Source organism: Chthoniobacter flavus Ellin428 (assembly GCF_000173075.1).
Classification (GTDB): domain Bacteria; phylum Verrucomicrobiota; class Verrucomicrobiia; order Chthoniobacterales; family Chthoniobacteraceae; genus Chthoniobacter; species Chthoniobacter flavus.
Genome location: NZ_ABVL01000017.1, coordinates 81,192 through 106,310, shown reverse-complemented (window position 1 = coordinate 106,310; position 25,119 = coordinate 81,192). Strand labels below are relative to the sequence as shown.

The window sequence follows — 25,119 nt, the reverse complement described above, 5'->3', positions numbered from 1 at the left end:
GGCTCGCCGAGAAAATAGGCGCTATAGGAAGAATAGGAAGTATAGGAAGTATAGGAAGTATAGGAGCCCAAACCCGCACCTTCGCTCGCACGGGATCGGGAAACTGGTGTAAATGCAATCATGCCTGCCATCTGGAAAAGCGCTCTCCTTCTCATCGTTTCCAACGTGTTCATGACCTTCGCCTGGTATGCGCACCTGAAAAATCTTCTCAGCAAACCGCTCTACATCGCGATCGTCATCAGTTGGGCGGTGGCATTTTTGGAATACTGTTTTCAGGTGCCGGCCAATCGCATCGGCAACACCGCGCTCAGCCTGGGGCAGCTCAAGATCATGCAGGAAGTGATTACGCTCTCGGTCTTCGTGCCGTTTGCGATCTTCTACATGGGGCAACCCATCAAGCTCGACTACCTCTGGGCCGGGCTGTGCATGCTCGGCGCGGTTTACTTCATGTTCCGCTCTTAACGCTGAAGCGTGGCAGTTGACGGACAGCGGTGAGGAAGTGCGCGGCGCTGGCTTCGCCGCGGCCGTAACGCAGCTCGATGTAGAGCTGCGAGATGCGCCCGATGAGTTCGGCCTGTTCCGGAAAATGAGCAGCCGCGCGGGCGGCAAAATGTTGGGCACCTTCCCACGGTTCGCGGGGTAGACCCGCTCGCGCGAGCGCGTGGCAGAAGCCGGCATAGCCGCGGCCAACTTTGTCCACGGTGCTGCGGGAGCGCCGCAGGAAAAAACTCAGGCCGCCGACAAAAAGCGCGGTGGCGATCAGGACCCAGATGAGAATGCTGGCCCAGGACACCGAACCGAGGCCGAGGAGCATCAGGAAATTCATCTGTGCGTCCTCATCGAAATTGAGGATGTGCAGATCCCATTGGTAGTTCAGGCTGTCCCAGGCGAGTTGGAGATCGTGCTGGATTTCGCGCCAGCCGGTGGCGGCGAGGGAGCGCTCTCCGGAGGTGGCGTCGCTTTGCGAGGTGTGCGACTCGAGATACGACTCGAGGTTCGAGGAGATGCGATCCGGCGCGATGACATCCGTGGGATCGATGCGCTGCCAGCCGACATTCTGCAGCCACACCTCGCACCAGGCGTGGGCGTCGGATTGCCGGACGATGACGTATTTCCCCAGCGAATTGTACTCCCCGGCGTGATACCCGATGACGACGCGCGAGGGGACGCCGGCGACCCGCATGAGCGTGGCAAAGGCCGCGGCGTAGTGCTCGCAGAAGCCCTGCCGCCGCTCGAACAGAAATTCATCGAGCGCGTTCGCGTCACTGTAGGAGCCGGGCTGGAGGGTGTAGGTGAAACGTTCGTGGCGGAAGTAGCGCAACGCGGCTTCGACGATCTTTGCCGGGTTTTTACTTTCGGCTTTCCAGCTGGCGACGAGCGCTTTGACGCGGGGACTGAGGTGCGCGGGCAAATCCAGCGCGGCTCTCATTTGATCGCTTGGCAGCTTGGTCTGGCGGTCTTCGGGCAGCGAGGTGACTTCGTAACGATAGCGGCTGAGGATGGCGCGCTTGCTTTGCAGCACTCCACCCGGCAGGTAGCTGGCGCCGTGCATTTCCATCGGACGGTCGAGCGCGAACAGCCAGCGCCCGCCATGCGGTTGAAGACTGATCCGCTGGCGGATCTTCGGGCCACTCATCGGAGCGGGCTGATATTCCGTCCGCGAAAAGAATGGGCCGAGCACCCAGGTGAGTTCGTCGCCACGCCACAGGACGCCGCCGCGCCAATACATCGAGGACATGGGCGGGATATTTCCGTCGGGAAAATCCGCGCGAAAGACGACGTCGCTATTGAGGGCGATCGAGGACATGCTGCCGGGGGAAAGCCGGTCGGACATGCCGCCGATATTCATGAGCGACTGGCTGAACTGAAAACGGAAGCCGCCGTAGACACGCGGAAAAAACAGGAAGAGCAGTACCGCGATGGGCAACGCCTGGAGGAGCAGTCGCATGGCCAGCCAGGTGGATCGCGAGTAACTGCCGGGGCTCGTACCGCGATGAAAGCGCACCAGCGTGGCAAGCACGAGGAGCACGATGATCGCGACGTAGAGCCAGCGGAGAAGATCCTGCGAGAAAAACAAATCGCAGAGGGCGAGGAAGAAAGCCAGCAAGCCGAGGACGTGAAAGTCGCGCGGCCCATTGGCCTCGATCAACTTGAGCCCGACCAGCGCGACGAGAATGCTGAAGCCCGGCTCAATGCCCACCGCCGAACCGTAGTTGAAGGCGACGCCACCGACGCTCCCGGCGAAAAGCAGGAGCTTGAGGGGCAGCGAGGGCAGGCGCGCGCCGGGACGGTTGAAGATGAGGCGGGCGATACAGGCGGCGAAGAAGCCGCAGATGACCCAGCCGGCGACTTTCTCACCCATCGGAATGACCGCCGCGGCCAGGGCGATGATCATGCCGACCAGCGGGGCCGTGGCGACGTTGCTCGAGTACCGGGAATGGCGGAAGATGTCCATGGGCGTCAATTCGCGGCCGGGGATTCGAACGAAGCGAGCGCGCGCAGGCACGCGTGAAAATGGGATTCGCCACGGCTGGCGCGGACAATTTTTCCCGGCAGGCGCAGTTCGTAGGTCTCGAAGCCGCGCTCGGCGGTCACGACCCAGCGGGCGAGTTGGCTGATCCGCGTTTCGGTATCGAGCCCGGGCAACGTCGCCCAGTCGAGGTAGAGGATTTCATCCGTCTCGCCGGTCCATTGTTTGGTGAGGAGCACCGGATTGCGGGCCGCGGCTTTCCAATCGATGTGGCGCTGCGATTCGCCCGGACGCCACAGGCGTGTGCCGCCGAAGTCATCGCCCTCGTGCCGCACACCGTCGCGTGGTTGGCGGGTGGGAGCGACGGTGAGGGGAAACGGAAGGTCGCCGTGCGGTGTCGGGTAGACGTAAAATTCGTGGGCGACTTTGATGCGCCGTCGCGCGGTGAAAAAGCCCAGCGGGTAATCGCTGGTGATGCGCAGAGGGATCACGCGATAGTGCCCGCGCGCGGGTGAGGGAAAGCGCACCTCGAGACGCGAGGGTGACTCGGGAACAACAGCGCCTTCGTGGGCCGATGGTGCGCCGTCGGAGACAGAAACCAACACGCCGAAATGGCTGCCCCCTTTCCTGGCCGTGAGGACGACCGGCACAGAGACATCGTCCCCGGCGAAAACGGGAGGGATCGATTCCACGGAGGCACCGAGTCCATGGAGATTGGCCCACGCATGCACCAGCGAGACGATGGCCAGGCTGGTCAGGATGAAGCAAAGCAGATAGGCCGCGCCATTGCTCTGGCTGGCGCCGGCGTAACACATCGCGACCAGCACCGCCGCGAGGCCGAGCGTGCGGCCATTGGGCCAGACCCAGACGCGATCTGTGGGGGCGGATTCCATTTTGGGGATGAGTGATTAGTAATCAGTAATCAGTAATCAGTGATCAGTAAGAGAGAGCGGAGGCGATCGGCGGCGCACTGATTACTGATCACTGAATACTGATTACTTCTTCCTACGGCACCGGCACCTCGCGCAGGAGGTTCTGAGCGAGGGTGCGACCGGAAGTTTCGGTGGCTTCCATGTCGTGGCCGAGGCGGTGGGCCATGACGGCGACGCCCACGGCCTGGATGTCTTCCGGCAGGACCATCTCGCGGCCTTGCATGAGCGCCCAGGCCTGCGCGGCGTGGAGCAGGGCGAGACCGGCGCGCGGGGAAAGCCCGGCGCGATGTCGTCGTCGGCTGGCCTCGAGCAGGTCTTGCAAGTAGTCGAGCAATGCGGGCGAAGCGTGGACCCTGCGCACTTGCTCCTGCACTTCGGTGAGCGTCTCGATCGGCATGACCGGGCGGAACTCTTTCAGCATGATCTTGCGATCCTGCCCGAGGAGCATGGTGCGCTCGGCGGCGCGTCCCGGCACGCCGAGTTCAATGCGCATGAGGAACCGGTCGAGCTGCGACTCGGGCAGTGGGAAGGTGCCGATCTGGTGCTGCGGATTCTGCGTGGCGATGACGAAAAATGGTGAGGGCAGCGGATGCGTGACGCCGTCGATGGTCACGTGCGTTTCCTCCATGGCCTCGAGCAGTGCGCTCTGGGTCTTCGGCGTGGCGCGATTGATTTCGTCGATCAGTACCATCTGCGAAAAGAGCGGGCCGGCGTGGAAGATGAAACGCTGCTGTTCGCGGTCGAAGATGGAGTTGCCGACGATGTCCGCGGGCAGCAGATCGCTGGTGAATTGGATGCGGCGGAACTGCAGGCCGAGCGAGCGGGCCAGGGTGTGGGCGAGCGTCGTCTTGCCGACGCCCGGAATGTCTTCGATGAGCAGATGTCCGCGCGCGAGCAAACACGCAGTGGCTAGACGAACGGCGTCTTCCTTGCCCACAATGATCTGTCCGATTTGGGAGACGAGCGTTTCGATCCTACTTTTCATTGAATGGTCACTTTCGAGGGGGTGAGAGAGATGGTCCAGAGTGGGCGATGCAGGATGCATTCCACGTAATCGGTGCGATTGCATGCAGAAATCGACAGGCCGAGGCGGAAGAACCCGGCGGCGAACGAAAATCGATCGAGATGTGTTAAACACGCGATGAGAGTCGCGTGCCGACGGTGCGCCTTAAACCGTCTCGCAACTCACCGCCACCGGCTGCGGTCCGGCAGCCAGCGCTGGCTTGGTCAATTGCGTCCGCCGTTTCTCTCGCACGAGCGAGACGACGAGGAAAGCGACGATGGCGATATTCACCGCCAATACCCCAACCTTGATCCAGCCGAAGTGCCGGAAGAGTTCGACGATTTCCACAGGAATGAGCGCGCTGGTCACGCTCACTGTGAGATACTTCGCCCACTGCTGGCGTAGCAGAAGGCCGGAGCCTTGGGTGAGAAACACACCCGCCACGGCGAAGGTAATGCCGCTCAATTCGCGCAGTTGCTTGTCGGTCACCTTGTCCAGCCGTGCGAGAATGGCGATGACATGGCGGTTTTCCATGTTGAAGCCGAGGAGGCTCATCCAGTTGCCGACGATCATGTCGACGTCCTTGTGCAGGAAGCCGAGGAAACCGATGGCGAGGAGGCAGAGAAGGAGACCTTTGCCAACGGTGTAAATGGCGATCACTCGGAGGTAGCGATCTTCTTTCGAGGAGGGAACGGGATTGGGGGCCATCGATTGCCGCAATTTCGACTGTTTCCGAGATACTAGCACTGAGAACCGCAATGTCTTGTGAAAATGTGGCGAAATCCTCCACTCAACGACCACGCCACGGGCGAATAGTGTCCAACACTACAGAGGTGAGGTTGATGTAAAGAGAGCATTGGAGAACGGAAAATGAATTAGGGCTCATTGGGTTTAAGCCAGCCTTCTTCCCGGAGCAACTGTCGGAATTGCGGATGATCCACGGACAGCGGCGGGAGCCATTCGCCGACGCGCTCGCGAGTCCACCATGCGCCATCCTGGGTGCCTGGCGGTGCGAAATGGTAGCGATAGAGTTCGGCGCGGATGTAACGGGGCGGCTCACCCGGGAAAGGGTTGTTCGCGAGCAGACTCAGCGTGCCGGGATCGTTGTGCAGGAGCTTCCAGACAAAGTGGAAAGTCCACGGATACTGTTGCGGCGTGGCCATCGCCGCGAACCAGATCTGCCAGTCGATGCGCGGCTGATACGGCGCGATGATCGGCGGGCGCCGCTTGGGATCGCCGGGCTTGGCGACGAACTCGTATTCGCGCCAGGTCGCGGATTGAGGCGAAGGATCGCTGGTGCCTTCGAAGATGATTTCGAAGCGCTCACGCCCGACGGTGCCAAAGGCGCCATAAGTATTCACGAGGCTCAGCCGGTTGAACGAGGTGTTCATGACCTGGCCGGGCGAGATGAGGTTCATCACCGGTTCGAGGCTGAGGATGGCGATGACGAGGCAGAGAAACACCGCGGCAAATTCCGCGCCGCTGGAAGGCTGGGCGCGCTTCGTGGCATCGTGGGCGCGCTGGACCAGGGCCCGCGGGAGCAGTCGCGCCCAGAAAGTATCGTTGAAGCAAGCGAGGCAGGGGACGATGGTGAGCCAGTTGAGAAAGGAGAGATTGCCGCTGATGATGAGGATGATCTGGAAGCTCACCATGAGGACACCCGCGATGTGACGGCTGATCCGCGGGTAAAAGCCAAACCACGGGACGATGAGTTCGACGAAGTGATTCCACAGCACGCCGAAACGCTGGAACCAGTGCGGCCGGAAATACAGCCACCAACTCACGGGATTCGGAATCGGCTGCGTCTCGTAGTGATAGTAGAGGCAGGTGAGATCGCGCCAGCAAGCGTCGCCGCGCAGTTTGATCAAGCCCGCGCCGAGCATGATCCGGAAAATGAGCCAGCGATAGAGCCAGAGGACGGCGACCTGCGGCGCGCGTCGTGGAAAGGGCCGCCAGTCGAGCAACGGGCAGAGGAAGACGGCGAGAAAACCGGTCTCGAGCAATTGGATTTCCCAACCGTATCCGTACCAAAGCTGCCCGACATTCACGATGGACATGTAGAGCGCCCAGAGCGCGAGCATGATGAGCGAGTTGGCGTATCCGCACATCACGACCACGGAGAGAATCAGCCCCAGCCAGGAGACGAGCATCAACCCGTCATCCGAGATGCCGAGCCAAAAGAGGCTCGGCAGTTCAAAGAAGCCTTCGCTGTTCGATCCGAGATGCTCGGAGAGCCGGTGGAGGAAATCATCGGCCGGGAGCAGGCCGTCGTGGCCAATCAACGGGATGAGTTGTTTCACCGCGCAGAGGAAGGCGATGAAATAGATGAAGCCGAGAAACCGCAGCAGGACGAAACGGGTCAGCCAGTATTCGGACTTCGGAGCCGCGGGCGAAGAAGCGGCGGGCTTTGTAATTGGCGGTTCGTCGGGAGCGGGAGGCACGGGTGGAGGAAAAGGATGAAGGAGGAAGGCGGAAGGATGAAGAAAAACCGTCGCGAGTGGTGGTCATGAAACGGTTTCGATTGCGTGAGCGTCCGGAGAGCACGGGTCCGGATTTTAATTTTCCGGGGTATACTGCGAACGACGATCCGAAAATCATCATCCTTGCTTCACCGCGACCGTTTGAAAGTTCCTCCGGCCGCAAGCGTGCGGTCGTGCATGTAGATGTCTCCGCTATCATTATCAAGGAGTCGGAATTTCAGGAGCTCATGCAAAAGCAACGAGCGGCGAAAGCCGCCCGGCAGCAGTGAACGGAGGGACTCGCTCCCGCCGAGGTGGCGGTGTACGGGACAAGCGGTGACTGGTAAATGAGCGAGCCGCGTTCCCATTCTTTCGCAAACCGCCGTCCCAGGCTGAATCGACATTCCGTAAAGGCGTCCGACAGCGGTCTTTTCAATCGCGGAGCGATATTTGCTTGTAGCCGTGGACTTTAGTCCACGGAAAGGAGTTCGTCGTGGTCCGTCGCGGAGCGACGTTTGCCGCGACGACTGAACAGCAAATGACAAACGTCGCTCCGCGACGAGGCCGCTGGAAAAAGGTTTCCGTGGACTAAAGTCCACGGCTACAGGCAAGGATCGCTCCGCGATGAGAAGAATCGCCAGCGCGCGCTTCCAGTGAATGCCGATTCAGTCTGGCCTTTGAAGGTGAAACGCGCAGGAGCGCGTCCCTCCGGATTATCGGATCTTCGCGTCCGGCAGCTCTTGCTTGATACCTTCGTCGATCGGCATCTTGTCCGTCTCGGGTGTGAGGCCGGTTTCCTTCATCTTTTCCACGAGGAGCTTTTTCAACTCTTCGATTCGCCCCGCCTGTTGCGGGTCCTTGACGAGATTGTGGTCCTCATTCGGGTCGGTCTTCTCGTTGTAGAGCTCGCCAATATAACGATCGGGCGTGCCGTCGCCGTGCGGATAATGGACGTACTTCCATTCATCCGTGCGGATGGCGCGGACGTTGGGCGTGTAGGGAAATTGCTTCTCGTAGTTGTATTCGTAGAACCAGGACTTGCGCCATGTCGGGTCGCCTTCGCGGACGAGTTTCACCCACGATTTGCCTTGGATATTGTCCAGCGGCTTCGCGCCGCAGAGTTCGAGCAGGCTGGGGGCGACGTCCAGGGTCAGCGCCTGTCCCTCTTCGACCTTGCCCTTGGCCAGGCCGGGATAGCGCACCAGCATCGGAATGCGCATGGAGGGCTCGTGCGCCGTGCGCTTGTCCACCATGCCGTGTTCGCCTTCCAGCAGGCCATTGTCGCCCATGAAGACGATGATGGTGTTGTCGAGTTGCTTCGTGTCCTCGAGATACTTGAGCAGACGCCCGACACTGTCATCCACGCTCAGGATCGTGCCCCAGTAACCGTGCACCATGTTCTCGAAATCCTTCACTGCTTCGGGCCGGTCATCCGGGAACTTTTTGCGCCACTCGAAGAGCGGGCCGTAGATGCCGTGCCAGGTGTAGAGGCGCTGCTTCATCCATGTCGGCTTGTCCTCGAGATGAAACGCGCTCTCGGGATACGGCACGCGGACGTTGTCGAAGACATGCGCGTATTTTTCCTCGGGCGTGTAGAAGCTGTGCGGCGCCTTGTGGCCGATGCAGAGCGCCCAGGGCTTGCCGCCGTGATCCTTCTTCAGCCAATCGAGCGCCATGTCGGTGACGATGGTTGTGTAGTAGCCGGGAATGACCTTCGAGCCGGCGCCGTTGATGTTCCAGGCGGTGTCCCAATATTTGCCCTGGCCCTTGTGCGTGGCGAAGAAATCGAAGCCCGGGCGCGGCGCATCGTTATCCTCGCCCATGTGCCACTTGCCCATGTAAGCGGTCTCGTAGCCGCTCTCGTGCAGGCGCATCGGCCAGTGGACGAGTTTCTCGGGGAATTCGGTGAAATTATTCGTCACCCCGTGGGTGTGCGCGTAGACGCCCGAGAGGATCGAGGCGCGGCTCGGCGAGCACAGCGAGGTGGTGCAGAACATATTGGCGAAACGCACGCCTTCATTGGCGATGCGGTCGATGTTCGGCGTCTTGAGCGCGGGGTGCCCCGCGCAACTCATCGCGTTCCAGCGGATGTCGTCGCAGAGAATGAAAAGCACGTTCGGGCGCTTGGTTTCAGCGCGCGCAACGGACGCGACAATGCAGAGCGTCGCGAGGAAGAGCAGGGGGAGGGGGAGAAAACGTTTCATGATGGGCGGGATCTCGAGTAAACAGTGCTTAGTGCTCAGTGCTTAGTAGTGACGGAATCGAACGTCATCCGCAGGCTACTGAAACTAAGCACTACGCACTAAGCACTGATTACTTTTTACTCCGCCCAGTCTTAGGTCCGCCCGCCTTCCACGGCAATCGCCGTTTGCATTTGTCCGCAACCTGCCTCTTTTTCGGGGTTCACGATGGACGGAATCTGCGTGATATGCTTTTTGAGTCACGCGGAATTTTCTTCTGCATCATCCACTTCAAATACTCCACGCCTTGAATATCCCTCCCCAAACTCGTCGCGAATTTACCAAATTTGCTCTTTCGTTCCTGCCCGGAGCGGCCCTGCTTTCCGCGGCCGGCCGGCTCGCCGCCGCCGATGCCAAACCCAACTCGAAGGTCAACGGCGTGGTGATCGGCTTGAACGTGCCCTATAGCTTCGGCAATGGGTTGATGAGCGGGGACGACATCCTCAAGAATTGCCTGCAGCTCGGGTTGAGCGGGGTGGAATTGCGCACCCAGCCGGTGGAAGCCTTCCTTGGCTTGCCGCCCGTCGAGCACGCGAAGAACAAGGCGGACATCGCCCAGCAGACCCGCGAATGGCGCAAGACCGTGTCGCTGGACAAGGTGAAGGACTTCCGCAGCAAGTATGAGGACGCGGGCGTGAAGATCGACATCGTGAAGGTCGACGGCGTCTTCGGCATGACGGACGACGAACTCGACTACGCCTTCAAGCTCGCCAAGGCGCTGGGCGGTCGCGCCATGTCCACGGAAATTTCCCACAAAGTGGAAGACCTGAAGCGGGTCGGCGCCTTTGCCGACAAGCATGAATTCATGATCGGCTATCACGGTCACGCCACGACCACGCCCGAGCACTGGGAAGCGGGTTTCGCCGTGGCCAAATACAATGGCGCCAACGTCGACCTCGGACACTTCGTCGCCGGCAACAACACCTCGCCGGTCCCGTTCATTACGAAATACCACGACCGCGTGACGCACGTGCACGTGAAGGATCGCAAATTCAACAACGGCCCCGCCGTGCCCTTCGGCGAAGGCGACACGCCGATCATCGACGTGCTGAAACTGATCCGCGACAACAAGTGGAATATCCAGGCGACGATCGAATTTGAATACAAGGTCCCGGCCGGCTCCGATCGCATGACCGAACTGGCGAAGTGCGTCAAATACTGCCGCGACGCGCTGGCGTAAGCCGGCGCGAGGGGAATAACCATCGGGAAAATATGGCGACGTTGCCATACGTGAGCTCGGAAGGCGGCCCACTATTGGTGGCCGATGCCGACGCGTTGCGTGCTTGGAGCGGCGCTTTTGATGATGGGGAAGACTACACGCGGGCGTGCTCGGCATTGGGATCCGGCGGCCTAGCGTCGCTCGACGGGCGAGCCCTGGTCTGGGACATCCAGGGAGGCGGCACCGCTTATTTGACGCGATCCGATGAGCAGTCGTTTCAACTGGTGCGGTTTTGGGCCAACGCTGAACTCGATGATGCTGCCATCCAGGATTGCATTCGGCTGATCAAACCGGCCGGCGAGGCATCGACGGTTCAGATCACCGCCCCGCTGGCCATAGTCGTATGGGCCTGTGAAGATACGCGAACGATGGCGATCAAATCCTGCCCAGGAGTTCCCGAGGGAGATTGGAGCATGGGCGGGACGGTTTATTGTTTTCCGGTGAAAGCCGGCACCTATCTGGCCGAGACCGGCTCGTTTGAATCTGCCGACTGCTCCGCGGTGTCGCTCACTTGTACGCTTTCGACCTGAGAGCCTGTGGAATGAGAAGCGTCACTTCGCTCGGCTCTTCGACTGCGTGCCTGGCCACATTTACCGACGGCACTCTGCTAGAGCGTTTTAAATGCAGATTATCGCGTGGCACTTAGCGCCAGCGCCGAAAAAAAGCTGTCATCCTGAACGAAGCGGGGAAGCATGGGCGAAGTCGAAGGATCTCCAATATATGCGGGTTTTCGTGCGGAGCTGCTATGCTTACAAAGCAACTGTATGCCTCCTGCAACCAAGCAGGTGAAGAAAGGCGGATATTGGAGGTCCTTCGACTTCAGTCAGTCGCTTAGGCTCCCTCTTTTCGCTCAGGATGACAGGGTTTGTGTTTCGACGCTATCGCTGCCTTCCGTGCGACATCCCGTATTGAAAATGGTCGCCGCAGAATGTATGCCTATTTGTGCGAGGCGGCGAGGCGTTTGATGGCGCGTCGATGCGGGGCGGCGAGGGCGATGCTGTCGATACTGGTTAGCGGAACCCATTGCTGGTTCGGACGCGATTCCATGGGGACACGCGAAGCGTAGACGCTGAGGGTCACGCGGTGATTGGTGAACGGGTAATCGAAGGCGAGCAGCAGTTTGTTGCGCGGGTGCGATTCGCCGATGACCGGCAGTTTCCACAGGCCGCGCCAGCGGGAGCCGGTCTGTTGTTCGAGAAGGAGGTTCCCGTCGTTCACGATCCACGCACAATTTTCGGCGAGGGCGATGGTTTTCGGGCGCGGCTTTTTGCGGGGAAGCGATTCGGGGCTTTTGGTGCGGCAATGCTCGCGAATGGGACAGATAGGGCACTGCGGCGCGCGGGGCGTGCAGAGGAGCGCGCCGAGTTCCATGAGGGCGGAGTTGTGCACGCGGCCGCTCTTCGCGGGCAGAAGTTCCTCGGCGGTTAGCCAGAGGATTTCGCTGCCGCGCTTGGTGTCGATGGGTTCCTGGAGATCGAGCAAGCGGGCGATGACGCGGGCGATATTGGCGTCGATGATGGGAGTGGCTTGATCGAAGGCGAAAGTCGCGACAGCGCCGGCGGTGTAGCGGCCCACGCCGGGCAGTGCGGAAATGGCGACGAGGTCGTTCGGTAGTTGACCGCTGTGCAGATCGGCGACTTGCTTGGCGGCGCGATGTAGGTTCCGCGCACGCGCGTAGTAACCGAGTCCCTGCCACACGTGCAACACATCCGCCTCGCTGGCGGCGGCGAGCGCGTTGAAATCGGGAAACCGCTCCAGCCAGCGGGCGTAGTAATCGCGCACCGTCACGACCTGGGTCTGCTGCAGCATGAACTCCGAGACCATGATGGCGTAAGGATCGTGGGTGCGCCGCCAGGGGAGGTCGCGGCCATGCTGGCGAAACCAGCGGGCCAGCTTCTGCCGCAACGATTTCGGATTTTCGATTTGGATTTTAGCAGCCAAGGCGCGCAGTTTGATCGCCAACCCGATGCCCGAAAACGAAAAACCGCTTACGCTCTACACTTCACCGCTCACAGCCGCCCAAGCGGAGAAGCTGCGCGCCATTCTCGTGGCCGATGGTTACAAATTCGAGCCCAAGCCCTACACGCTCTATTATGCGGCGAAGGACAAGCTGAACGTCGCCGTTTACGAGAAGGGGCCCAAGGTTGTGTTGCAGGGGAAGGGGACGCAGGATTTCATCACTTTCCGTCTCGAACCCGAGGTGCTCGGCGAGGCCAGGCTCGGCTACGAAGACGTGCTCAACCCGGAGATGTTTGCGCCGCATTTCGGCGTCGATGAAAGTGGCAAGGGCGACTTCTTTGGACCGCTGGTCATCGCGGGCTGCTACACCGACCGTGGGATTACTCGCACGCTCATGGAAGCGGGTATCCAGGACAGCAAGAAGATCGGCAGCGACAAGCGGATCCGCGATCTCGCAGCCATCATCAAGCGGACCCAAGGAGCGGTGCATAGCGTGGTGGCGATCGGGCCCGAGCGTTACAACCAGCTCTATGCCAAGTTTGGCAACCTGAACCGGCTCCTTGCCTGGGGCCACGCACGGGTCATCGAGAACCTATTGGAAATCCGGCCCGATTGCCCGCGGGCGTTGTCGGATCAGTTTGCCAATCCCGCGCTGATCAAGCGCGCTCTCCTGGAAAAAGGTCGCGCCATTCAGCTCGACCAGCGGACGAAAGCGGAGAGCGACGTGGCGGTAGCCGCGGCGTCTATTCTAGCCCGCGAGGCATTTATCGATTGGCTGCGGAATAAAGGCCGGGAATTCCAGATCGAATTGCCCCGCGGCGCCTCCGCGCTGGTGAAGCAGGTCGGGCGCGGCCTGATTGCCCAACGCGGCCAGGAAGTGCTCGGCCAGCTGGCCAAGACGCATTTCAAGACGGCCAGCGAGCTGGCGCCCGAACTTTTCCCGCCCCGTCCGCCGGACGGGGAATGACGCAAAACGCTGGGATTCAACGGAAAAACCTGAATATCCATTCATTTTTCACCAAACCGTCCTTGCCCGCAAACATGAGACGCGCTAATTGTCCGCTCATATTTATGGGAACATTAACGAAAAGGGAACTCGTCGTTAAAATCAGCAACGAGACGGGCTTGGTTCAGCACCAGGTCTTCGATGTTGTCCAACGGACACTCGATCATATCACCGACGCGCTCGCCCAAGGCGACACAGTCGAACTGCGCAACTTCGGCATCCTCGAAGTGAAGCTCACCAAACCGCGGGTCGGCCGCAACCCGAACCAACCGGGGAGCAGCTTCGTCATTCCGGCGCGGGCCACGGTGAAATTCAAGTCCGGCAAGATCATGCGCCAGAAAGTGGCGAAGCTCTCCGCTGTCTTGAAGCGCGAGACTCCGGCCAAATAGTTTGGCCGGCGACCGCGGCGATCACGTCGCTGGAGATCGGGCGGATCTCGGTCCTCTTTCACTCCTGATGAGGGAGCGCTTTCGGCGTCCCTTGATCGTTCGACCCTTTCGAGGAGCGTTGCAAGGCAGGGCGGTTTCCACAGGCATCGGTGTGCCCGACGTCCGTTCAAAGGCGCTGCCAGATCGCGTGTCCCGTAGGAATCAGTGCGACTTCGAAATCTGGTAGATCACGCTGGCGGCGCAGAAAAGGCCGAGGCTGAAACCGAAAAGGCAGAACAGGTAGGTCATGGTATATCGAGGTGATTTTTCACACCGCACACCCGTGCGGTGTCATTGCGACGAAGCAAACGCCGTTGTAGAAATTCCCGCTCTCCATCTTTTGGCGAAGGTTTGACCGGGATTGCGCAAGAATTTCTTACGAAAGTGCGTTGTGTTGGTTGCAATCGTGCCGCTGCAGGGCGAGCATTCACGCCCTTTGTCGATGAAGAAACCGAAGCTGACTGTTGTTCCTGATCTTGGCGTGATTGAAATCCGTGGTGCACGGCAGAACAACCTGAAGGGATTCGATCTCGATGTTCCGCTGGGCAAGCTGAACGTCGTCTCCGGCCCGAGCGGCAGCGGCAAGTCGTCGCTCGCCTTCGACACCATCTACGCGGAAGGCCAGCGGCGCTACGTGGAGACCTTCTCGCCTTACACCCGGCAGTTCCTCGATCGCATGGACAAGCCGCAGGTCGATGAGATCCGCGGCATCCCGCCGGCCATCGCCATCGAGCAGTCGAACCCGGTGAAGACCACGCGATCCACCGTGGGGACGATGACGGAGATCAACGACTACCTGAAGCTCCTCTTCCCGCGCCTGGCGCAGGCGTTTTGCCCGGATTGCTCGCGAGAGATCCGGCCCGAGACGCCGAAATCGATCGTCGACGAGATCTTCCAGGCGCTGGCGGAGGACACCGTGATCGTGACTTTCGGGGTGCCGGTGCCGTCCGGGACGAAGCCGGCGGACTTTTTCGATTTTCTCAAGCAGCAGGGTTACCTGCGCGTGTTGCTGAATGACCAGACGGTGCGGGTCGATGAGCCCGGGAAGATCACGCGACTGCCGGCGGTCGTGCCGGTCATTCAGGATCGCGTGACGGTGAACGCCGAGGGACGCTCGCGGCTCACCGAGGCGATTGAAATCGCGCTTCGCTATGGCAAGGGGAAGGTGGCTGTCTATGGAGCGGCGAAGAAGACGCACCTGCCGTTTTCGACCAGCTGGCATTGTGCGCATTGTGATCTCGATATCACGCCGCCCTCTCCGGGACTGTTCAGCTTCAATCATCCGCACGGGGCGTGTCCCTCCTGCCGCGGGTTCGGGCGCACGATCGCCATCGATTTTCTGCGGGCGATTCCCGATCGGAACATCAGTATCGCCGGTGGAGTGGTGAAGCCGTTCCAGACGGAGAACGGCAAGGAGTGCCAGCGCGACCTGCTGCGTTGCGCACGAGCCAAGGATATCGACACGCTCTGTCCCTTTGCCGAACTGTCGAAGGCCGAGCAGGATTGGGTGCTCTACGGCGAACGCTCCGGCGGCGGGACAGTGGAGGAATTGTACGAGAGCGGGCAGTGGTATGGTGTGAAGGGCTTCTTCGCCTGGCTCGAGACGAAGAGCTACAAGATGCATGTCCGCGTGCTGCTCAGCCGCTATCGCAGCTACACGCTCTGCCCGGATTGCCACGGCGGCCGCTATCAGCCCGCGACGTTGAATTTCCGTCTCGGAGGCAAGACGCTGCCGGAGTTGATGCGGGCTTCGATCAGTGACCTGAGCGCGCACATCCAGGAACAGAAAAAGCGGACGGACAACAATGCCTCGACGCTGATGCTGATCGGTGAAGTCGCCTCGCGCCTTGGCTTCCTCATCGAGGTCGGGCTCGCCTATCTTTCGCTCGATCGTCCCACACGTACGCTCAGCGGCGGTGAGGTCGAGCGCGTCAATCTCACGACGTGTCTCGGCGCCTCGCTGGTCAATACGCTCTTCGTCCTCGATGAACCGAGCATCGGCCTGCATTCGCGCGACACCAGCCGGCTCATCCGCGTGATGCAACAGCTCCGGGACAAGGGGAACACGCTGCTCGTCGTGGAGCACGACGAGGCCGTGATCCGGTCGGCCGACAATCTCATCGAACTCGGCCCGGGCCGCGGCGCCGCGGGCGGTGAACTCGTTTTCAATGGCTCCCTCGGCGCGCTGGAGAAGCGCGGCAAGGGCTCGCTCACGGCGGACTACTTGATCGGCCGCAAATCGATCCCCGTGCCGAAACAGCGGCGCAAGGCTCGCAATTTCATCTCGGTGAAAGGTGCGAGTCAGCACAACCTGCGTAATGTCGACGTGGAGTTCCCGTTGGATGTCTTCACCTGCGTGACGGGCGTCTCCGGCTCCGGGAAGAGCACCTTGGTCCACGATGTCCTCTACGCCAACTTGCAGGCGGCGAGTGGCAAGATCAGCGAGGAAGCACCGGGTGCGCTGAAGAAGCTGCTCGGCGCGCATAAGGTGGAAGAAGTGGTGATGGTCGATCAGTCGCCGCTCTCCCGCACGCCGCGTTCCAGCCCTGCGCTCTATCTCGGTGTCTTCGACGGTGTCCGCGAGCTCTTCGCCTCCACGCCGGAATCTGTGGCGCAAGGCCTCACCGCCGGCGCGTTCTCGTTCAACTCCGGGGCCGGCCGCTGCGAACGTTGCGGCGGCATGGGTTACGAAAAGATCGAGATGCAATTCCTCAGCGACGTTTTCATTCGCTGCGCGGAATGCGACGGCAAGCGTTACCAACCGCACATTCTCGATATTCACGTCTGCGGAAAAAGCATTCACGATGTGCTCTCGTTGACCGTGACGGAGGCGATCAAGTTCTTCCGCGACCTTGGCGAAGACCGTGTGGCCGCGCCGTTGGCCACGCTGGAGGAGGTGGGCCTCGGTTATCTTACGCTCGGCCAACCGTTGAACGTGCTCAGCGGTGGTGAATCGCAACGGCTCAAGCTGGTCGAGCGGCTGGTGAATCAGCGCGAAGAAAAAGCGCTGCTCATTTTCGACGAACCGACCACCGGTCTGCATTTCGATGACGTGGCGCTGCTCGTTCGGGTTTTCGATCGTCTGGTGGAGCGGGGAAATTCGTTGCTCGTCATCGAACACAATCTCGAAGTCATCAAGTGCGCCGATTGGGTGATCGATCTCGGACCGGAAGCCGGTGATGGCGGCGGCCTGGTCGTCGCGACCGGCACACCTGAGGAGGTCGCCCAAATCGAGGAATCCCACACCGGTCGCTTCCTGCGTGAGGCCTTGGAATCCGGCATTTCGCGGAATGGCAAGCATGGCCTCGGCGGAGAAGAGGCCAGCGCCCGCGTAGCGGAAGAGCCGGCGCCGGGTTATGCGGTGCGCACTTCACAGGCGATCGCCGTGCATGGCGCACGGGAGCACAATTTGAAGAACATCTCGCTGGAAATTCCGCGGGACAAGATGGTCGTGATCACCGGCCTGAGCGGCTCCGGCAAGTCGACCCTCGCCTTCGATATTCTCTTCGCCGAAGGGCAGCGCCGTTTCCTCGATTCCATGTCGCCGTACGCGCGGCAATTCGTCGAGCAGCTCGAAAAGCCCGATGTGGACTTGATCACCGGCCTGCCGCCGAGCGTGGCCATCGAGCAGCGCATCACCCGTGGCGGTGGCAAATCGACGGTCGCGACCGTGACCGAGGTCTACCATTTCCTGCGGCTCATGTTTGCCAAGCTCGGCACGCAGTACTGCCCGAAGTGCAATGTGGCCGTGGAAAAGCAGACGAACGCAGCCGTGGCCAAGCATGCCGAGTCGCTGGCCCGGGGCAATCGCGTCCGCGTCCTCGCGCCGCTCATTAAAGCCCGGAAAGGTTTTCACACCGACGTCGCGAAATGGGCGGAGAAGCAGGGCTTCAGCGAACTCTTCGTCGATGGCAAATTCGTCGCCGTCGAGGGCTTTGAGAAGCTCGACCGTTTCCGCGAGCATACCATCGACGTGCTGATCGGCGAGCCGGATTCCCCGGAGGAGATCCGCGAGATGGTGAAGCACGCGCTGAAAATCGGCAAGGGAACGGCGAAGCTGCTCGATGCCCGCAAGCGCGCCACGGTGCTGAGCACGGAGATGAGCTGCCCCAGTTGTGGACAGTCCTTCGAAGAGCTCGACCCGCGTCTGTTTTCCTTCAACTCGCCCCACGGCTGGTGCGAGGAGTGTCACGGATTTGGCGAAGTGTGGAAGGCCTATGTCGATCCGAAGCTGGAGTCCGCCATCGAGATCGAAATGGCGCAGGAGCGTCAGCACGAATGGTTGGAAGAAGGCGAAGCGAAGCCGTGCCCGAGTTGCAACGGTGCCCGGCTCAATGAGATTGCGCGGAACGTCCGCCTGCAGTCGCGCACCATCGATGAGTTCACCGGACTCTCCGTGAGCGGCGCGCTGGAATTGCTCAGCAAACTGAAGTTCGACAACGCGAAAAAACCGATCGCGCAGGATATCGTGCCTGAGATCGAGCAGCGGTTGAAATTCATGGGCCAGGTCGGCCTCGATTATCTCGCGCTCAGCCGCTCGGCGAAGACCTTGAGCGGCGGTGAAAGCCAGCGCATCCGCCTCGCGGCACAGCTCGGCTCCAACCTCCGCGGCGTGCTCTATGTGCTCGACGAACCCACCATCGGCTTGCACGCCCGCGACAACGAGAAACTCCTCGACACCCTTGAGGCCCTCAAGCGCAAGGGCAACTCGCTCATCGTCGTGGAGCACGACGAAGACACCATGAAGCGCGCCGATTCCATCGTTGACCTCGGCCCCGGCGCCGGCTCGCGTGGTGGCACCGTGGTCGCGCAGGGGACGATCGCGCAGATTCAGCAGGTGAAGGAATCGGCGACCGGCAAATACTTGCGCGAGCCGCTCAAACATCCCACGCGCGGCGAGCGCCGCAGTCTCAAGGACGTAAAACGCTGGCTCGAAGTGCAGGGCGCGACGTTGCACAACCTCAAGGACGTGGACGTGAAATTCCCGATCGGGCGCCTGAGTGTCGTCACCGGCATTTCCGGCTCGGGCAAGAGCACGCTCATGCGCGGTGTCTTGAAGCCGGCCGTGACCGCGAATCTCAAGCGGACCCGCAAGATGGAAGTGCCCGGCTGCCGCGGCATCAGCGGCGTCGAGCATTTGGAAACGGCTTACGAGGTCGATCAATCACCCATCGGCAAAACCTCACGCTCCACCCCGGCGACCTATATCAAGGTCTTCGACGAAATCCGCGCGCTCTATGCGCAGATGCCGCTGTCCCGCATGCGCGGCTACACCGCGAGCCGGTTTTCGTTCAATGCCGAAGGTGGGCGTTGCGAGACCTGCCAGGGGCAGGGCGTGATCAAGGTGGAGATGAATTTCCTGCCGACGAGTTACGTGCCGTGTACCGATTGCCACGGCAAGCGATACAATTCCGCCACGCTCGAGGTGCTCTACAATGAGCGCAGCATCGGCAACGTGATGGAGATGACGCTCGAGCAAGCGGCGGAATTTTTCGCCGCGCAGCCGAAGATTCACCGTCCGCTCGCGCTGCTCTGCGACACCGGCCTCGGCTATCTCAAGCTCGGCCAGCCCAGCCCGACTTTGAGCGGCGGTGAAGCGCAACGCCTCAAGCTGGTCAGCGAATTGACCCGCGGCCTCGGTCGCGCCCAGACCGCCCGCCTCCGGCAAAACCGCGAGACGAAGTCCACGCTTTACCTATTGGAAGAACCGACGATCGGCCTGCACATGGCGGACGTCGCGGAACTCCTCAAGGTGCTCCACCGACTCGTGGACGATGGCAACACCGTCATCGTCATCGAACACAACCTCAGCCTCATCGCCGATGCCGATTACATCGTCGATATCGGCCCCGAAGCCGGGGCCAAGGGCGGGGAAGTGGTCGCCGCCGGGACGCCGGAAGAAGTGGCCCGGAACAAGCGCAGCCGGACCGCGCCCTTCCTGAGTGAAGTCCTTCGGTAGCGAGAAGTTGTAACAATCGTGTTTTTACGACAGCCAAAAGAGGCTGTTGGCACGTAAACTGTTTCTGTTTGGAACGCGAAACGGCATGCAAACTCCTTCCGCTACGAATTTAACTCCCGGCAACCGGCCTCCGATCAACAGCGCATCGACGCCCGGCACCCAGGTCCAGGTCCGCCCCAACATCGCCAATATCGGCGGAGCCGCCCGCCCGGGGGCACCGGTCCAATCCTTTTCGCTCGACGATATCATCTCCAAGATGGTCAGCGCGGGCGATGGTGTATCCGATCTGCTCTTCGTCGTGGGTCGTCCGCCACAGGTGGAAATTTTTGGCAAGCTGACCGGGGTCGAGATCGAAGGCCTCATGCCGACGCTTCGTCCGGAGCACGTCGAGGCGATCGCCCTGCGGATCATCAATGAGAATGAGCGCCTCACGGCGGATCTGAAAAATCACGGCTCGTGCGATACCAGCTACGCGGTGCCGGAACTCGCTCGCTTCCGCGTGAATATCTTCCGGCAGAATGGTTTTCACGCCATCGTCATGCGGAAACTCAGCACGAAGATCCCAACGTGTGACGGGCTGAACCTGCAGCCGATTTTCAAGGAGATCATCAAGGAAAAGACCGGCATCGTCTTCGTCACCGGGGCCACGGGCAGCGGCAAGACCACGACCCTCGCGGCGATGCTCAATGAGATCAACCAGCAGTCCGAATTCCACATCGTGACGCTGGAGGATCCGATTGAATTCCTGCACCCACACCTCAAGGCGACTTTCAGCCAGCGTGAACTGGGCAAGGACTTTTCCGGCTTCGAGGTCGGCCTGCGCGCCGCGTTGCGCCAGGCGCCGAAGGTGATTCTCGTCGGTGAAATTCGTGACCGCGAGACGATGGAAATTGCGCTCACCGCGGCCGAGACGGGCCACATCGTTTTCTCCACGCTGCACACCATCAGCGCCGCGCAGTCGGTCAATCGCGTGATCGGCATGTTCGGCAGCGAGGAAGAGCCGCAGATCCGCCAGCGTCTCGCCGATACCTTGCGCTATGTCATTAGCCAGCGACTCGTGCCGAAGGTGGGCGGCGGGCGGCTCATGGTCAACGAAATCATGGGCTCGAACCTGCGCACGCGCGAAGCGATTCTGCTCGGCGAAAACGACATTCGCAATTTCCACGAGATCATCGAGTCGGCTGCCCAGGCGGGCTGGAACAGCTTCGAGCAATGCCTGCTCCGGCATTACAGGGGTGGGACGATTACCGAGGAAACGGCGATTCTCTACAGCGTGAACAAGTCGAACATGCGCAAAGCGATCGACGTCGCGAAAAAGGACATGGGCACTGCGGATTCCGGTCCGTCGGGCTTCAAGCTCATGGATCACGAGGAGGCGGCGCCGGCGGTTGGAGCTGCTTCGCCCGCCTCACATTCCGCGCACGCCGCTGCCGTCGCCGCCAAAGCGGCTGGAATGGCCGGAGCCGTCAAGCCGGAGCCACCGCCACTGCCGAAGCTTTCGCTCAAGCCGACGCCCGGGGCGTCGTAAGGTCGTCACCCGAAAAGCAAAACGCCCCGGCGTGGGGCCGGGGCGTTGCGAGAGTCGAAGCTTGAAGCGAGCGCGGAGTTATTCCGTCTTCAGCACCATATCCTTGAACTGCACGGTCATGCCCGTCGGGCCTTTGTGCAATTGCAGGGCGAGGACGCCGGTCTTGGCGGCGTGCTTCGCGTCGTTGTCGATGATGTCGGCGGTCTGGTGACCGTTGATGAAGTGCTGGAGGTGATTGCCCTTGGCGATGATCTTGTATTCATTCCAATCGCCGGCCTTGATGAAGCCCTTGATCTCGGCAGGCGTGGCGGTCGTGCCGGTGACTTCGATCTTGAAGTCCTTGGCTTTCGGATTGGCCGGATCTTTTTCCGCCGCGCTGAGCGTCACCTTTTCGCCCGGCTTGCAGAGGATGCCACGACCCTTTTCCTCGTAGAGCATGCCGGTGTAGGTATTTCCCAGATCCATGTCAGCCTGGTAACCGGCCACGACGAAGTATTCCGGCTTCACGATCTTGCTGCGGTACTGAATGCCCGAGTTGCCGAAGCCTTTCAGTTCGCCGTTTTGGTCTACGAGCTTGAATTTGCAGGTGAGCTCGAAGTCGCCGACTTCGCCATCCTGCCACACGAGGAAGGAATTCTCGGCGATCATGTGATCGGTCTTCGTGGCGCCGGTGATGCAGCCGTCCTGCACGCTCCAGAAACCGTCCACACCTTTCCAGCCGGTGAGGTCTTTGCCGTTGAAGATGTTCTTTTCGCCGGCGTGCAGTTGGGCCGCGGCGAAGAGCGTGAGTGCGACGAGAGGGAGGAGTTTCATGCGATAATATGATGGGTGTGTTTTGGGGAATCGATGGGAGCGGTCGGCCTTAGCGGAAATCGATGTGGGGGTGGCGAATTCAGAGTTGGTCGTTCGCGGGAAGAGAGGGTTATTCGGCAGCGGCACCGAAAAAGATACGGGTGACCTTGCCGTGTTCCGCTTGAAAAATGATGCCGTCATAAATGGAAGCGACGACGAAAGTGTCCGGGGAGATGGAGCTTTCAGGATCAATCCAGGCCGCGTAAGTCTTCTTCGCCGCGGCCGCGAGACTGCCAATCTTGATGCCGCGTCCGGTGGCCAGCTTACAAGGAGCCCCGGCCGTGATCGAAGCGACGGTTTTCCTCCCACCCGGTTTGCCGCCCGCCGAGATCCCCAGCTCGATTCCCTTCGAAGGATACTTCCACGTTTGCACGTAATTCCCATCCGCTGCCTGGAGGGTGAGCTTGGTTTCCTTCTCGGGTTTGCCGAGGAGCTTGATGACCTCGCTCACCGGTTGATCCAGCCGCAAACCACCGAGGGTCTCCCTGTGGACCACTTCGCGCGCGGCGTCAGCATCCGCCGCCACCGCCCATGTCCCGAGGCCCGCCAACATCATCGTCGTGAGGAAGAAGAGAAGGCGGGCCGCGGACATGGCGTGCAGATTAGATTACTTCTTGAAGAACTTCTTCAAGTTCGCGAGGCCCTTCACGGCGATGTCGTCGCGCTTGGGCTCCATCTTGCGCCAGATGGCAGCGGCGCGGGCGATGACCTTCACGTCGGTGGTGAAGGATTCGATGACGACGTCGCCCTGGTAATTGATCTTCTTCAGCGCCGCGACGATCGGCTTCCAGTCGATGTGATCGCCGCCGGGCGTGCCGCGGTCGCTGCCGCAGGCGTGGAAGTGGCCGAGGTGCTTGCCGGCCTTGATGATGGCGGCCGCCTGATTCTTCTCCTCGATGTTCATATGGAAGGTATCGAGGTGCAGCGTCACCGCCTTGCTGCCCACGGCCTTGATGAGCTTGAGACCCTGGTCGCAGGTGTTGAGGAAATCGGTCTCGAAACGGTTGAGCGGCTCGATGCAAAGCTTCACGCCTTTCTTCTCGGCATACTTGGCGAGCGGCTTGAGGTTCTTCACCACGAGGTCGAACTGCTGTTTCTTCTCCTGGTCGTCATGCGGCCCGATGAGACCCACGACCGAGTAGATCGGTCCAATGATCGACGGGCAGCCGAGAACGACCGCCTGATCGATGAGACCCTTCACGTATTCCGAAGCGGTCTTTTGTTCCGCCACGCTGCCGCGGAGATCGCGGCCCGGGCCCATGCACGCGCAGATGCTGCCGATCTTCAGACCGGCCTTGTCCGCCGCGGCCTTGACCACCGCGGGATCGATATGCTCGAGCGCCTCGACGGGAATTTCGACCGTTTCAAAACCCCACTTCTTGAGCTTGGGGAAGAGCTTTACGCTGTCGTTGGTGAAAGGGCTGGCGTAGAGGAAGGTATTGAGTCCGAAGCGAGGCATAGTGGTTGAGGATTGGGTGTATTTGTTCGGGGAAGACGAAGTTTTGTCCGCAAAGAGCGGGCGCCCATATGGCGGAGTGGGGGAGGGCGAGTCAAGCCGCGGAGTTCGCTGGACAACCTGCCGCCCTTGGCGGCAACGTACCCTTCCACGTTCCAATCTTCCACCCCACATGAATCGCCGTTCCTTCCTCCGCACCACCACCGCCACCACGCTCGGCAGTTTTCTCCTTTCCCGTCCCGTCCTCGCCGCTGGGCCGAAGCGCAAGATCCTCTTCTTCTCGAAGTCGAGCGGCTTCGAGCATTCCACGATCAGCTATAAGAATGGGCAGCCGAGCTTTGCGGAGAAGCAATTGCAGGAACTCGGTGCGAAGAACAACTGGGAGTTCACGTTTTCGAAGGACGGCTCGCTGTTCAATCCGCAGTACCTCGCGCAATTCGACGCGCTCTTTTTCTACACCACCGGCAATTTGTGCGCGCCGGGCACGGACAAGAATCCGCCGATGTCCCCCGAGGGCAAGCAGGCCTTCCTCGATTACGTGGCGAGCGGCAAGGGCTTCATCGGCTCGCATAGCGCGAGCGATACTTTCCATACGAACGACGAAGCGCAAAAGGGGCCGGATCGTTACCAGAATCACGGTGACGAAGCCGATCCGTACATCAAGATGCTCGGCGGGGAGTTCATCATTCACGGCAAGCAACAGGTGGCGAAGATGCGCTGCGCCGACCCGAAGTTCCCGGGGTTGGCCAGTCATGCCGATGGCTTTGCCTTCCAGGAGGAGTGGTATTCGCTGAAGGATTTCCGCAAGGACCTGCACGTGCTGCTCGTCCAGGAAACGGAATCGATGGAAGGGCCGATGTATCAGCGTCCGGCGTATCCCGCCACGTGGGCGCGTCCGCACGGCAAAGGCCGCGTGTTCTATACTTCCATGGGGCATCGCGAAGATGTGTGGACGAATCCCATTTTCCAGGACGTGCTTACCGGCGGCATTAGCTGGGCGCTGGGCGATGTGCAGGCGGATATCACGCCGAACATCGACAAGGTGACGCCCGGCGCGCTGACGAATCCGGCGTATCAGGAGCCGAAGCCGAAGGCCCCGGCGGCGCCGGCGCCGGCAAAGTAGTCGGTAAGCCAGTGGCCAGTCCGTAGCAGAACTGCCCACCGGATCTTTATGCCATCCCCGGTGTCATCCTGAGCGGAGCGCTCGTGGGCCAGCGGGGAGCGCGCAGTCGAAAGCCGAGTCTGCGAGACGCCTATGGGACTGCGGGGCAAACCCCGTCGCTTACGTGCGATATTCGCTGGTTGTTCGGGCGCGTTTGCCAGGCAGTCCCATAGGCGTCTCGCTGGTTGTTCGACCGGGTTTGCCCCGCCGTCCCGTAGGCGTCTCGCAAGCTCGGCTTTCGACTGCGTGCCCCGCCGCCGCCTGGCCCCGGGGCACTCCGCTCAGAATGACCACGGGGAGAGAGCGGCCTCGCGGGGCAACAGCGGTCGGATATTGCAACTTTTGTATAAAGCTCAGCTGCCCACCGGAGTCACCATCGATAGCGTTTTGCTCCTTACCAGCGTCTGGAGGCGGGGCCGCCGATGCGACGGGATGCGTTCCTGTGC

At 60.9% G+C, this 25,119-nt stretch carries 19 protein-coding genes; 9 read left to right on the top strand and 10 right to left on the bottom strand.

Going from position 1 to position 25,119, the window contains the following annotated elements:
* The first annotated feature begins 120 nt into the window (after positions 1-120).
* Positions 121-462, top strand: a complete 342-nt coding sequence (locus CFE428DRAFT_RS23195) for a DMT family protein (RefSeq protein ID WP_006982098.1) — start codon at positions 121-123, stop codon at positions 460-462.
* On the opposite strand, the gene CFE428DRAFT_RS23190 is transcribed toward CFE428DRAFT_RS23195, so the two are convergent.
* From CFE428DRAFT_RS23190 to CFE428DRAFT_RS23170, 5 genes are all read right to left on the bottom strand, one after another.
* A complete protein-coding gene (locus tag CFE428DRAFT_RS23190) occupies positions 446-2,455 on the bottom strand; it encodes a transglutaminase TgpA family protein (protein WP_006982097.1) in 2,010 nt (669 codons plus the stop codon). The two genes, CFE428DRAFT_RS23195 and CFE428DRAFT_RS23190, sit on opposite strands and share 17 nt — an antisense overlap.
* 5 nt (positions 2,456-2,460) lie before the next feature.
* Positions 2,461-3,363, bottom strand: a complete 903-nt coding sequence (locus tag CFE428DRAFT_RS23185; protein WP_006982096.1) for a DUF58 domain-containing protein — start codon at positions 3,361-3,363, stop codon at positions 2,461-2,463.
* A gap of 112 nt (positions 3,364-3,475) precedes the next feature.
* Positions 3,476-4,387: an AAA family ATPase gene (locus CFE428DRAFT_RS23180; RefSeq protein WP_006982095.1), complete on the bottom strand. Its 912-nt coding sequence runs from the start codon at positions 4,385-4,387 to the stop codon at positions 3,476-3,478.
* Positions 4,388-4,570: 183 nt separating this feature from the next.
* Complete coding sequence (locus CFE428DRAFT_RS23175) at positions 4,571-5,113, bottom strand: DUF2127 domain-containing protein (protein ID WP_006982094.1); 543 nt, start codon at positions 5,111-5,113, stop codon at positions 4,571-4,573.
* Positions 5,114-5,280: 167 nt separating this feature from the next.
* Positions 5,281-6,846 carry a lipase maturation factor family protein gene (locus CFE428DRAFT_RS23170; RefSeq protein WP_006982093.1) on the bottom strand — a complete coding sequence of 522 codons (1,566 nt, stop codon included), beginning with the start codon at positions 6,844-6,846 and terminating at the stop codon, positions 5,281-5,283.
* Positions 6,847-6,911: 65 nt separating this feature from the next.
* Between CFE428DRAFT_RS23170 and CFE428DRAFT_RS23165 the strand changes: the two genes are divergently transcribed.
* A complete protein-coding gene (locus CFE428DRAFT_RS23165) occupies positions 6,912-7,154 on the top strand; it encodes a hypothetical protein (protein ID WP_006982092.1) in 243 nt (80 codons plus the stop codon).
* 423 nt (positions 7,155-7,577) lie between these two features.
* On the opposite strand, the gene CFE428DRAFT_RS23160 is transcribed toward CFE428DRAFT_RS23165, so the two are convergent.
* On the bottom strand, positions 7,578-9,068 hold the full coding sequence (locus CFE428DRAFT_RS23160; protein ID WP_006982091.1) for a sulfatase family protein: 1,491 nt from the start codon (positions 9,066-9,068) through the stop codon (positions 7,578-7,580).
* 283 nt (positions 9,069-9,351) lie between these two features.
* Between CFE428DRAFT_RS23160 and CFE428DRAFT_RS23155 the strand changes: the two genes are divergently transcribed.
* On the top strand, positions 9,352-10,284 hold the full coding sequence (locus CFE428DRAFT_RS23155) for a sugar phosphate isomerase/epimerase family protein (protein WP_006982090.1): 933 nt from the start codon (positions 9,352-9,354) through the stop codon (positions 10,282-10,284).
* A 32-nt stretch (positions 10,285-10,316) separates the two neighbouring features.
* The gene (locus tag CFE428DRAFT_RS23150; protein ID WP_006982089.1) at positions 10,317-10,853 is read left to right on the top strand and encodes an Imm21 family immunity protein; all 537 of its coding nucleotides are present in this window, start codon (positions 10,317-10,319) and stop codon (positions 10,851-10,853) included.
* Positions 10,854-11,259: 406 nt separating this feature from the next.
* Here the strand turns inward: CFE428DRAFT_RS23150 and mutY are convergent, their stop codons facing one another.
* Positions 11,260-12,264, bottom strand: a complete 1,005-nt coding sequence (gene mutY / locus CFE428DRAFT_RS23145) for an A/G-specific adenine glycosylase (RefSeq protein ID WP_157447610.1) — start codon at positions 12,262-12,264, stop codon at positions 11,260-11,262.
* A gap of 25 nt (positions 12,265-12,289) precedes the next feature.
* On the opposite strand from mutY, the gene rnhC reads away from it, so the two are divergent.
* The 4 genes from rnhC (at position 12,290) to CFE428DRAFT_RS23125 (ending at position 21,203) form a co-directional block, all read left to right on the top strand.
* Entirely contained in the window at positions 12,290-13,249 is a 960-nt protein-coding gene (gene rnhC, locus CFE428DRAFT_RS23140) for a ribonuclease HIII (RefSeq protein WP_006982087.1), read from the top strand.
* Between the two features lie 104 nt (positions 13,250-13,353).
* A complete protein-coding gene (locus tag CFE428DRAFT_RS23135) occupies positions 13,354-13,677 on the top strand; it encodes an HU family DNA-binding protein (RefSeq protein ID WP_006982086.1) in 324 nt (107 codons plus the stop codon).
* A gap of 481 nt (positions 13,678-14,158) precedes the next feature.
* The gene (uvrA, locus tag CFE428DRAFT_RS23130) at positions 14,159-19,675 is read left to right on the top strand and encodes an excinuclease ABC subunit UvrA (RefSeq protein WP_006982085.1); all 5,517 of its coding nucleotides are present in this window, start codon (positions 14,159-14,161) and stop codon (positions 19,673-19,675) included.
* Positions 19,676-19,760: 85 nt separating this feature from the next.
* Positions 19,761-21,203, top strand: coding sequence for a type IV pilus twitching motility protein PilT (locus tag CFE428DRAFT_RS23125; RefSeq protein ID WP_006982084.1), 1,443 nt, complete (start codon positions 19,761-19,763; stop codon positions 21,201-21,203).
* 78 nt (positions 21,204-21,281) lie between these two features.
* Here CFE428DRAFT_RS23125 and CFE428DRAFT_RS23120 read toward each other — a convergent pair whose 3' ends face one another.
* The 3 genes from CFE428DRAFT_RS23120 to CFE428DRAFT_RS23110 all read right to left on the bottom strand — a co-directional run bounded on the left by CFE428DRAFT_RS23120 (position 21,282) and on the right by CFE428DRAFT_RS23110 (position 23,514).
* Positions 21,282-22,016, bottom strand: coding sequence for a 3-keto-disaccharide hydrolase (locus tag CFE428DRAFT_RS23120; RefSeq protein WP_006982083.1), 735 nt, complete (start codon positions 22,014-22,016; stop codon positions 21,282-21,284).
* 109 nt (positions 22,017-22,125) lie between these two features.
* Positions 22,126-22,647 (bottom strand): hypothetical protein, encoded by a 522-nt coding sequence (locus CFE428DRAFT_RS23115; protein WP_006982082.1) that lies wholly within the window; start codon positions 22,645-22,647, stop codon positions 22,126-22,128.
* 15 nt (positions 22,648-22,662) lie between these two features.
* Positions 22,663-23,514: a sugar phosphate isomerase/epimerase family protein gene (locus CFE428DRAFT_RS23110; RefSeq protein ID WP_006982081.1), complete on the bottom strand. Its 852-nt coding sequence runs from the start codon at positions 23,512-23,514 to the stop codon at positions 22,663-22,665.
* A 169-nt stretch (positions 23,515-23,683) separates the two neighbouring features.
* On the opposite strand from CFE428DRAFT_RS23110, the gene CFE428DRAFT_RS23105 reads away from it, so the two are divergent.
* Positions 23,684-24,634: a ThuA domain-containing protein gene (locus CFE428DRAFT_RS23105; protein ID WP_006982080.1), complete on the top strand. Its 951-nt coding sequence runs from the start codon at positions 23,684-23,686 to the stop codon at positions 24,632-24,634.
* The last annotated feature ends 485 nt before the right edge of the window (positions 24,635-25,119 follow it).

Bases quoted from the DNA above. Each gene is read 5' to 3' on its own strand.
- CFE428DRAFT_RS23135 (WP_006982086.1), top strand. From the start codon at position 13,354: ATGGGAACATTAACGAAAAGGGAACTCGTCGTTAAAATCAGCAACGAG.
- CFE428DRAFT_RS23125 (WP_006982084.1), top strand. From the start codon at position 19,761: ATGCAAACTCCTTCCGCTACGAATTTAACTCCCGGCAACCGGCCTCCG.
- uvrA (WP_006982085.1), top strand. From the start codon at position 14,159: ATGAAGAAACCGAAGCTGACTGTTGTTCCTGATCTTGGCGTGATTGAA.
- CFE428DRAFT_RS23195 (WP_006982098.1), top strand. From the start codon at position 121: ATGCCTGCCATCTGGAAAAGCGCTCTCCTTCTCATCGTTTCCAACGTG.
- CFE428DRAFT_RS23175 (WP_006982094.1), bottom strand. From the start codon at position 5,113: ATGGCCCCCAATCCCGTTCCCTCCTCGAAAGAAGATCGCTACCTCCGA.
- CFE428DRAFT_RS23190 (WP_006982097.1), bottom strand. From the start codon at position 2,455: ATGGACATCTTCCGCCATTCCCGGTACTCGAGCAACGTCGCCACGGCC.
- CFE428DRAFT_RS23115 (WP_006982082.1), bottom strand. From the start codon at position 22,647: ATGTCCGCGGCCCGCCTTCTCTTCTTCCTCACGACGATGATGTTGGCG.
- CFE428DRAFT_RS23165 (WP_006982092.1), top strand. From the start codon at position 6,912: ATGAAACGGTTTCGATTGCGTGAGCGTCCGGAGAGCACGGGTCCGGAT.
- CFE428DRAFT_RS23105 (WP_006982080.1), top strand. From the start codon at position 23,684: ATGAATCGCCGTTCCTTCCTCCGCACCACCACCGCCACCACGCTCGGC.
- CFE428DRAFT_RS23150 (WP_006982089.1), top strand. From the start codon at position 10,317: ATGGCGACGTTGCCATACGTGAGCTCGGAAGGCGGCCCACTATTGGTG.
- CFE428DRAFT_RS23110 (WP_006982081.1), bottom strand. From the start codon at position 23,514: ATGCCTCGCTTCGGACTCAATACCTTCCTCTACGCCAGCCCTTTCACC.
- CFE428DRAFT_RS23160 (WP_006982091.1), bottom strand. From the start codon at position 9,068: ATGAAACGTTTTCTCCCCCTCCCCCTGCTCTTCCTCGCGACGCTCTGC.
- rnhC (WP_006982087.1), top strand. From the start codon at position 12,290: ATGCCCGAAAACGAAAAACCGCTTACGCTCTACACTTCACCGCTCACA.
- CFE428DRAFT_RS23120 (WP_006982083.1), bottom strand. From the start codon at position 22,016: ATGAAACTCCTCCCTCTCGTCGCACTCACGCTCTTCGCCGCGGCCCAA.
- CFE428DRAFT_RS23180 (WP_006982095.1), bottom strand. From the start codon at position 4,387: ATGAAAAGTAGGATCGAAACGCTCGTCTCCCAAATCGGACAGATCATT.
- CFE428DRAFT_RS23185 (WP_006982096.1), bottom strand. From the start codon at position 3,363: ATGGAATCCGCCCCCACAGATCGCGTCTGGGTCTGGCCCAATGGCCGC.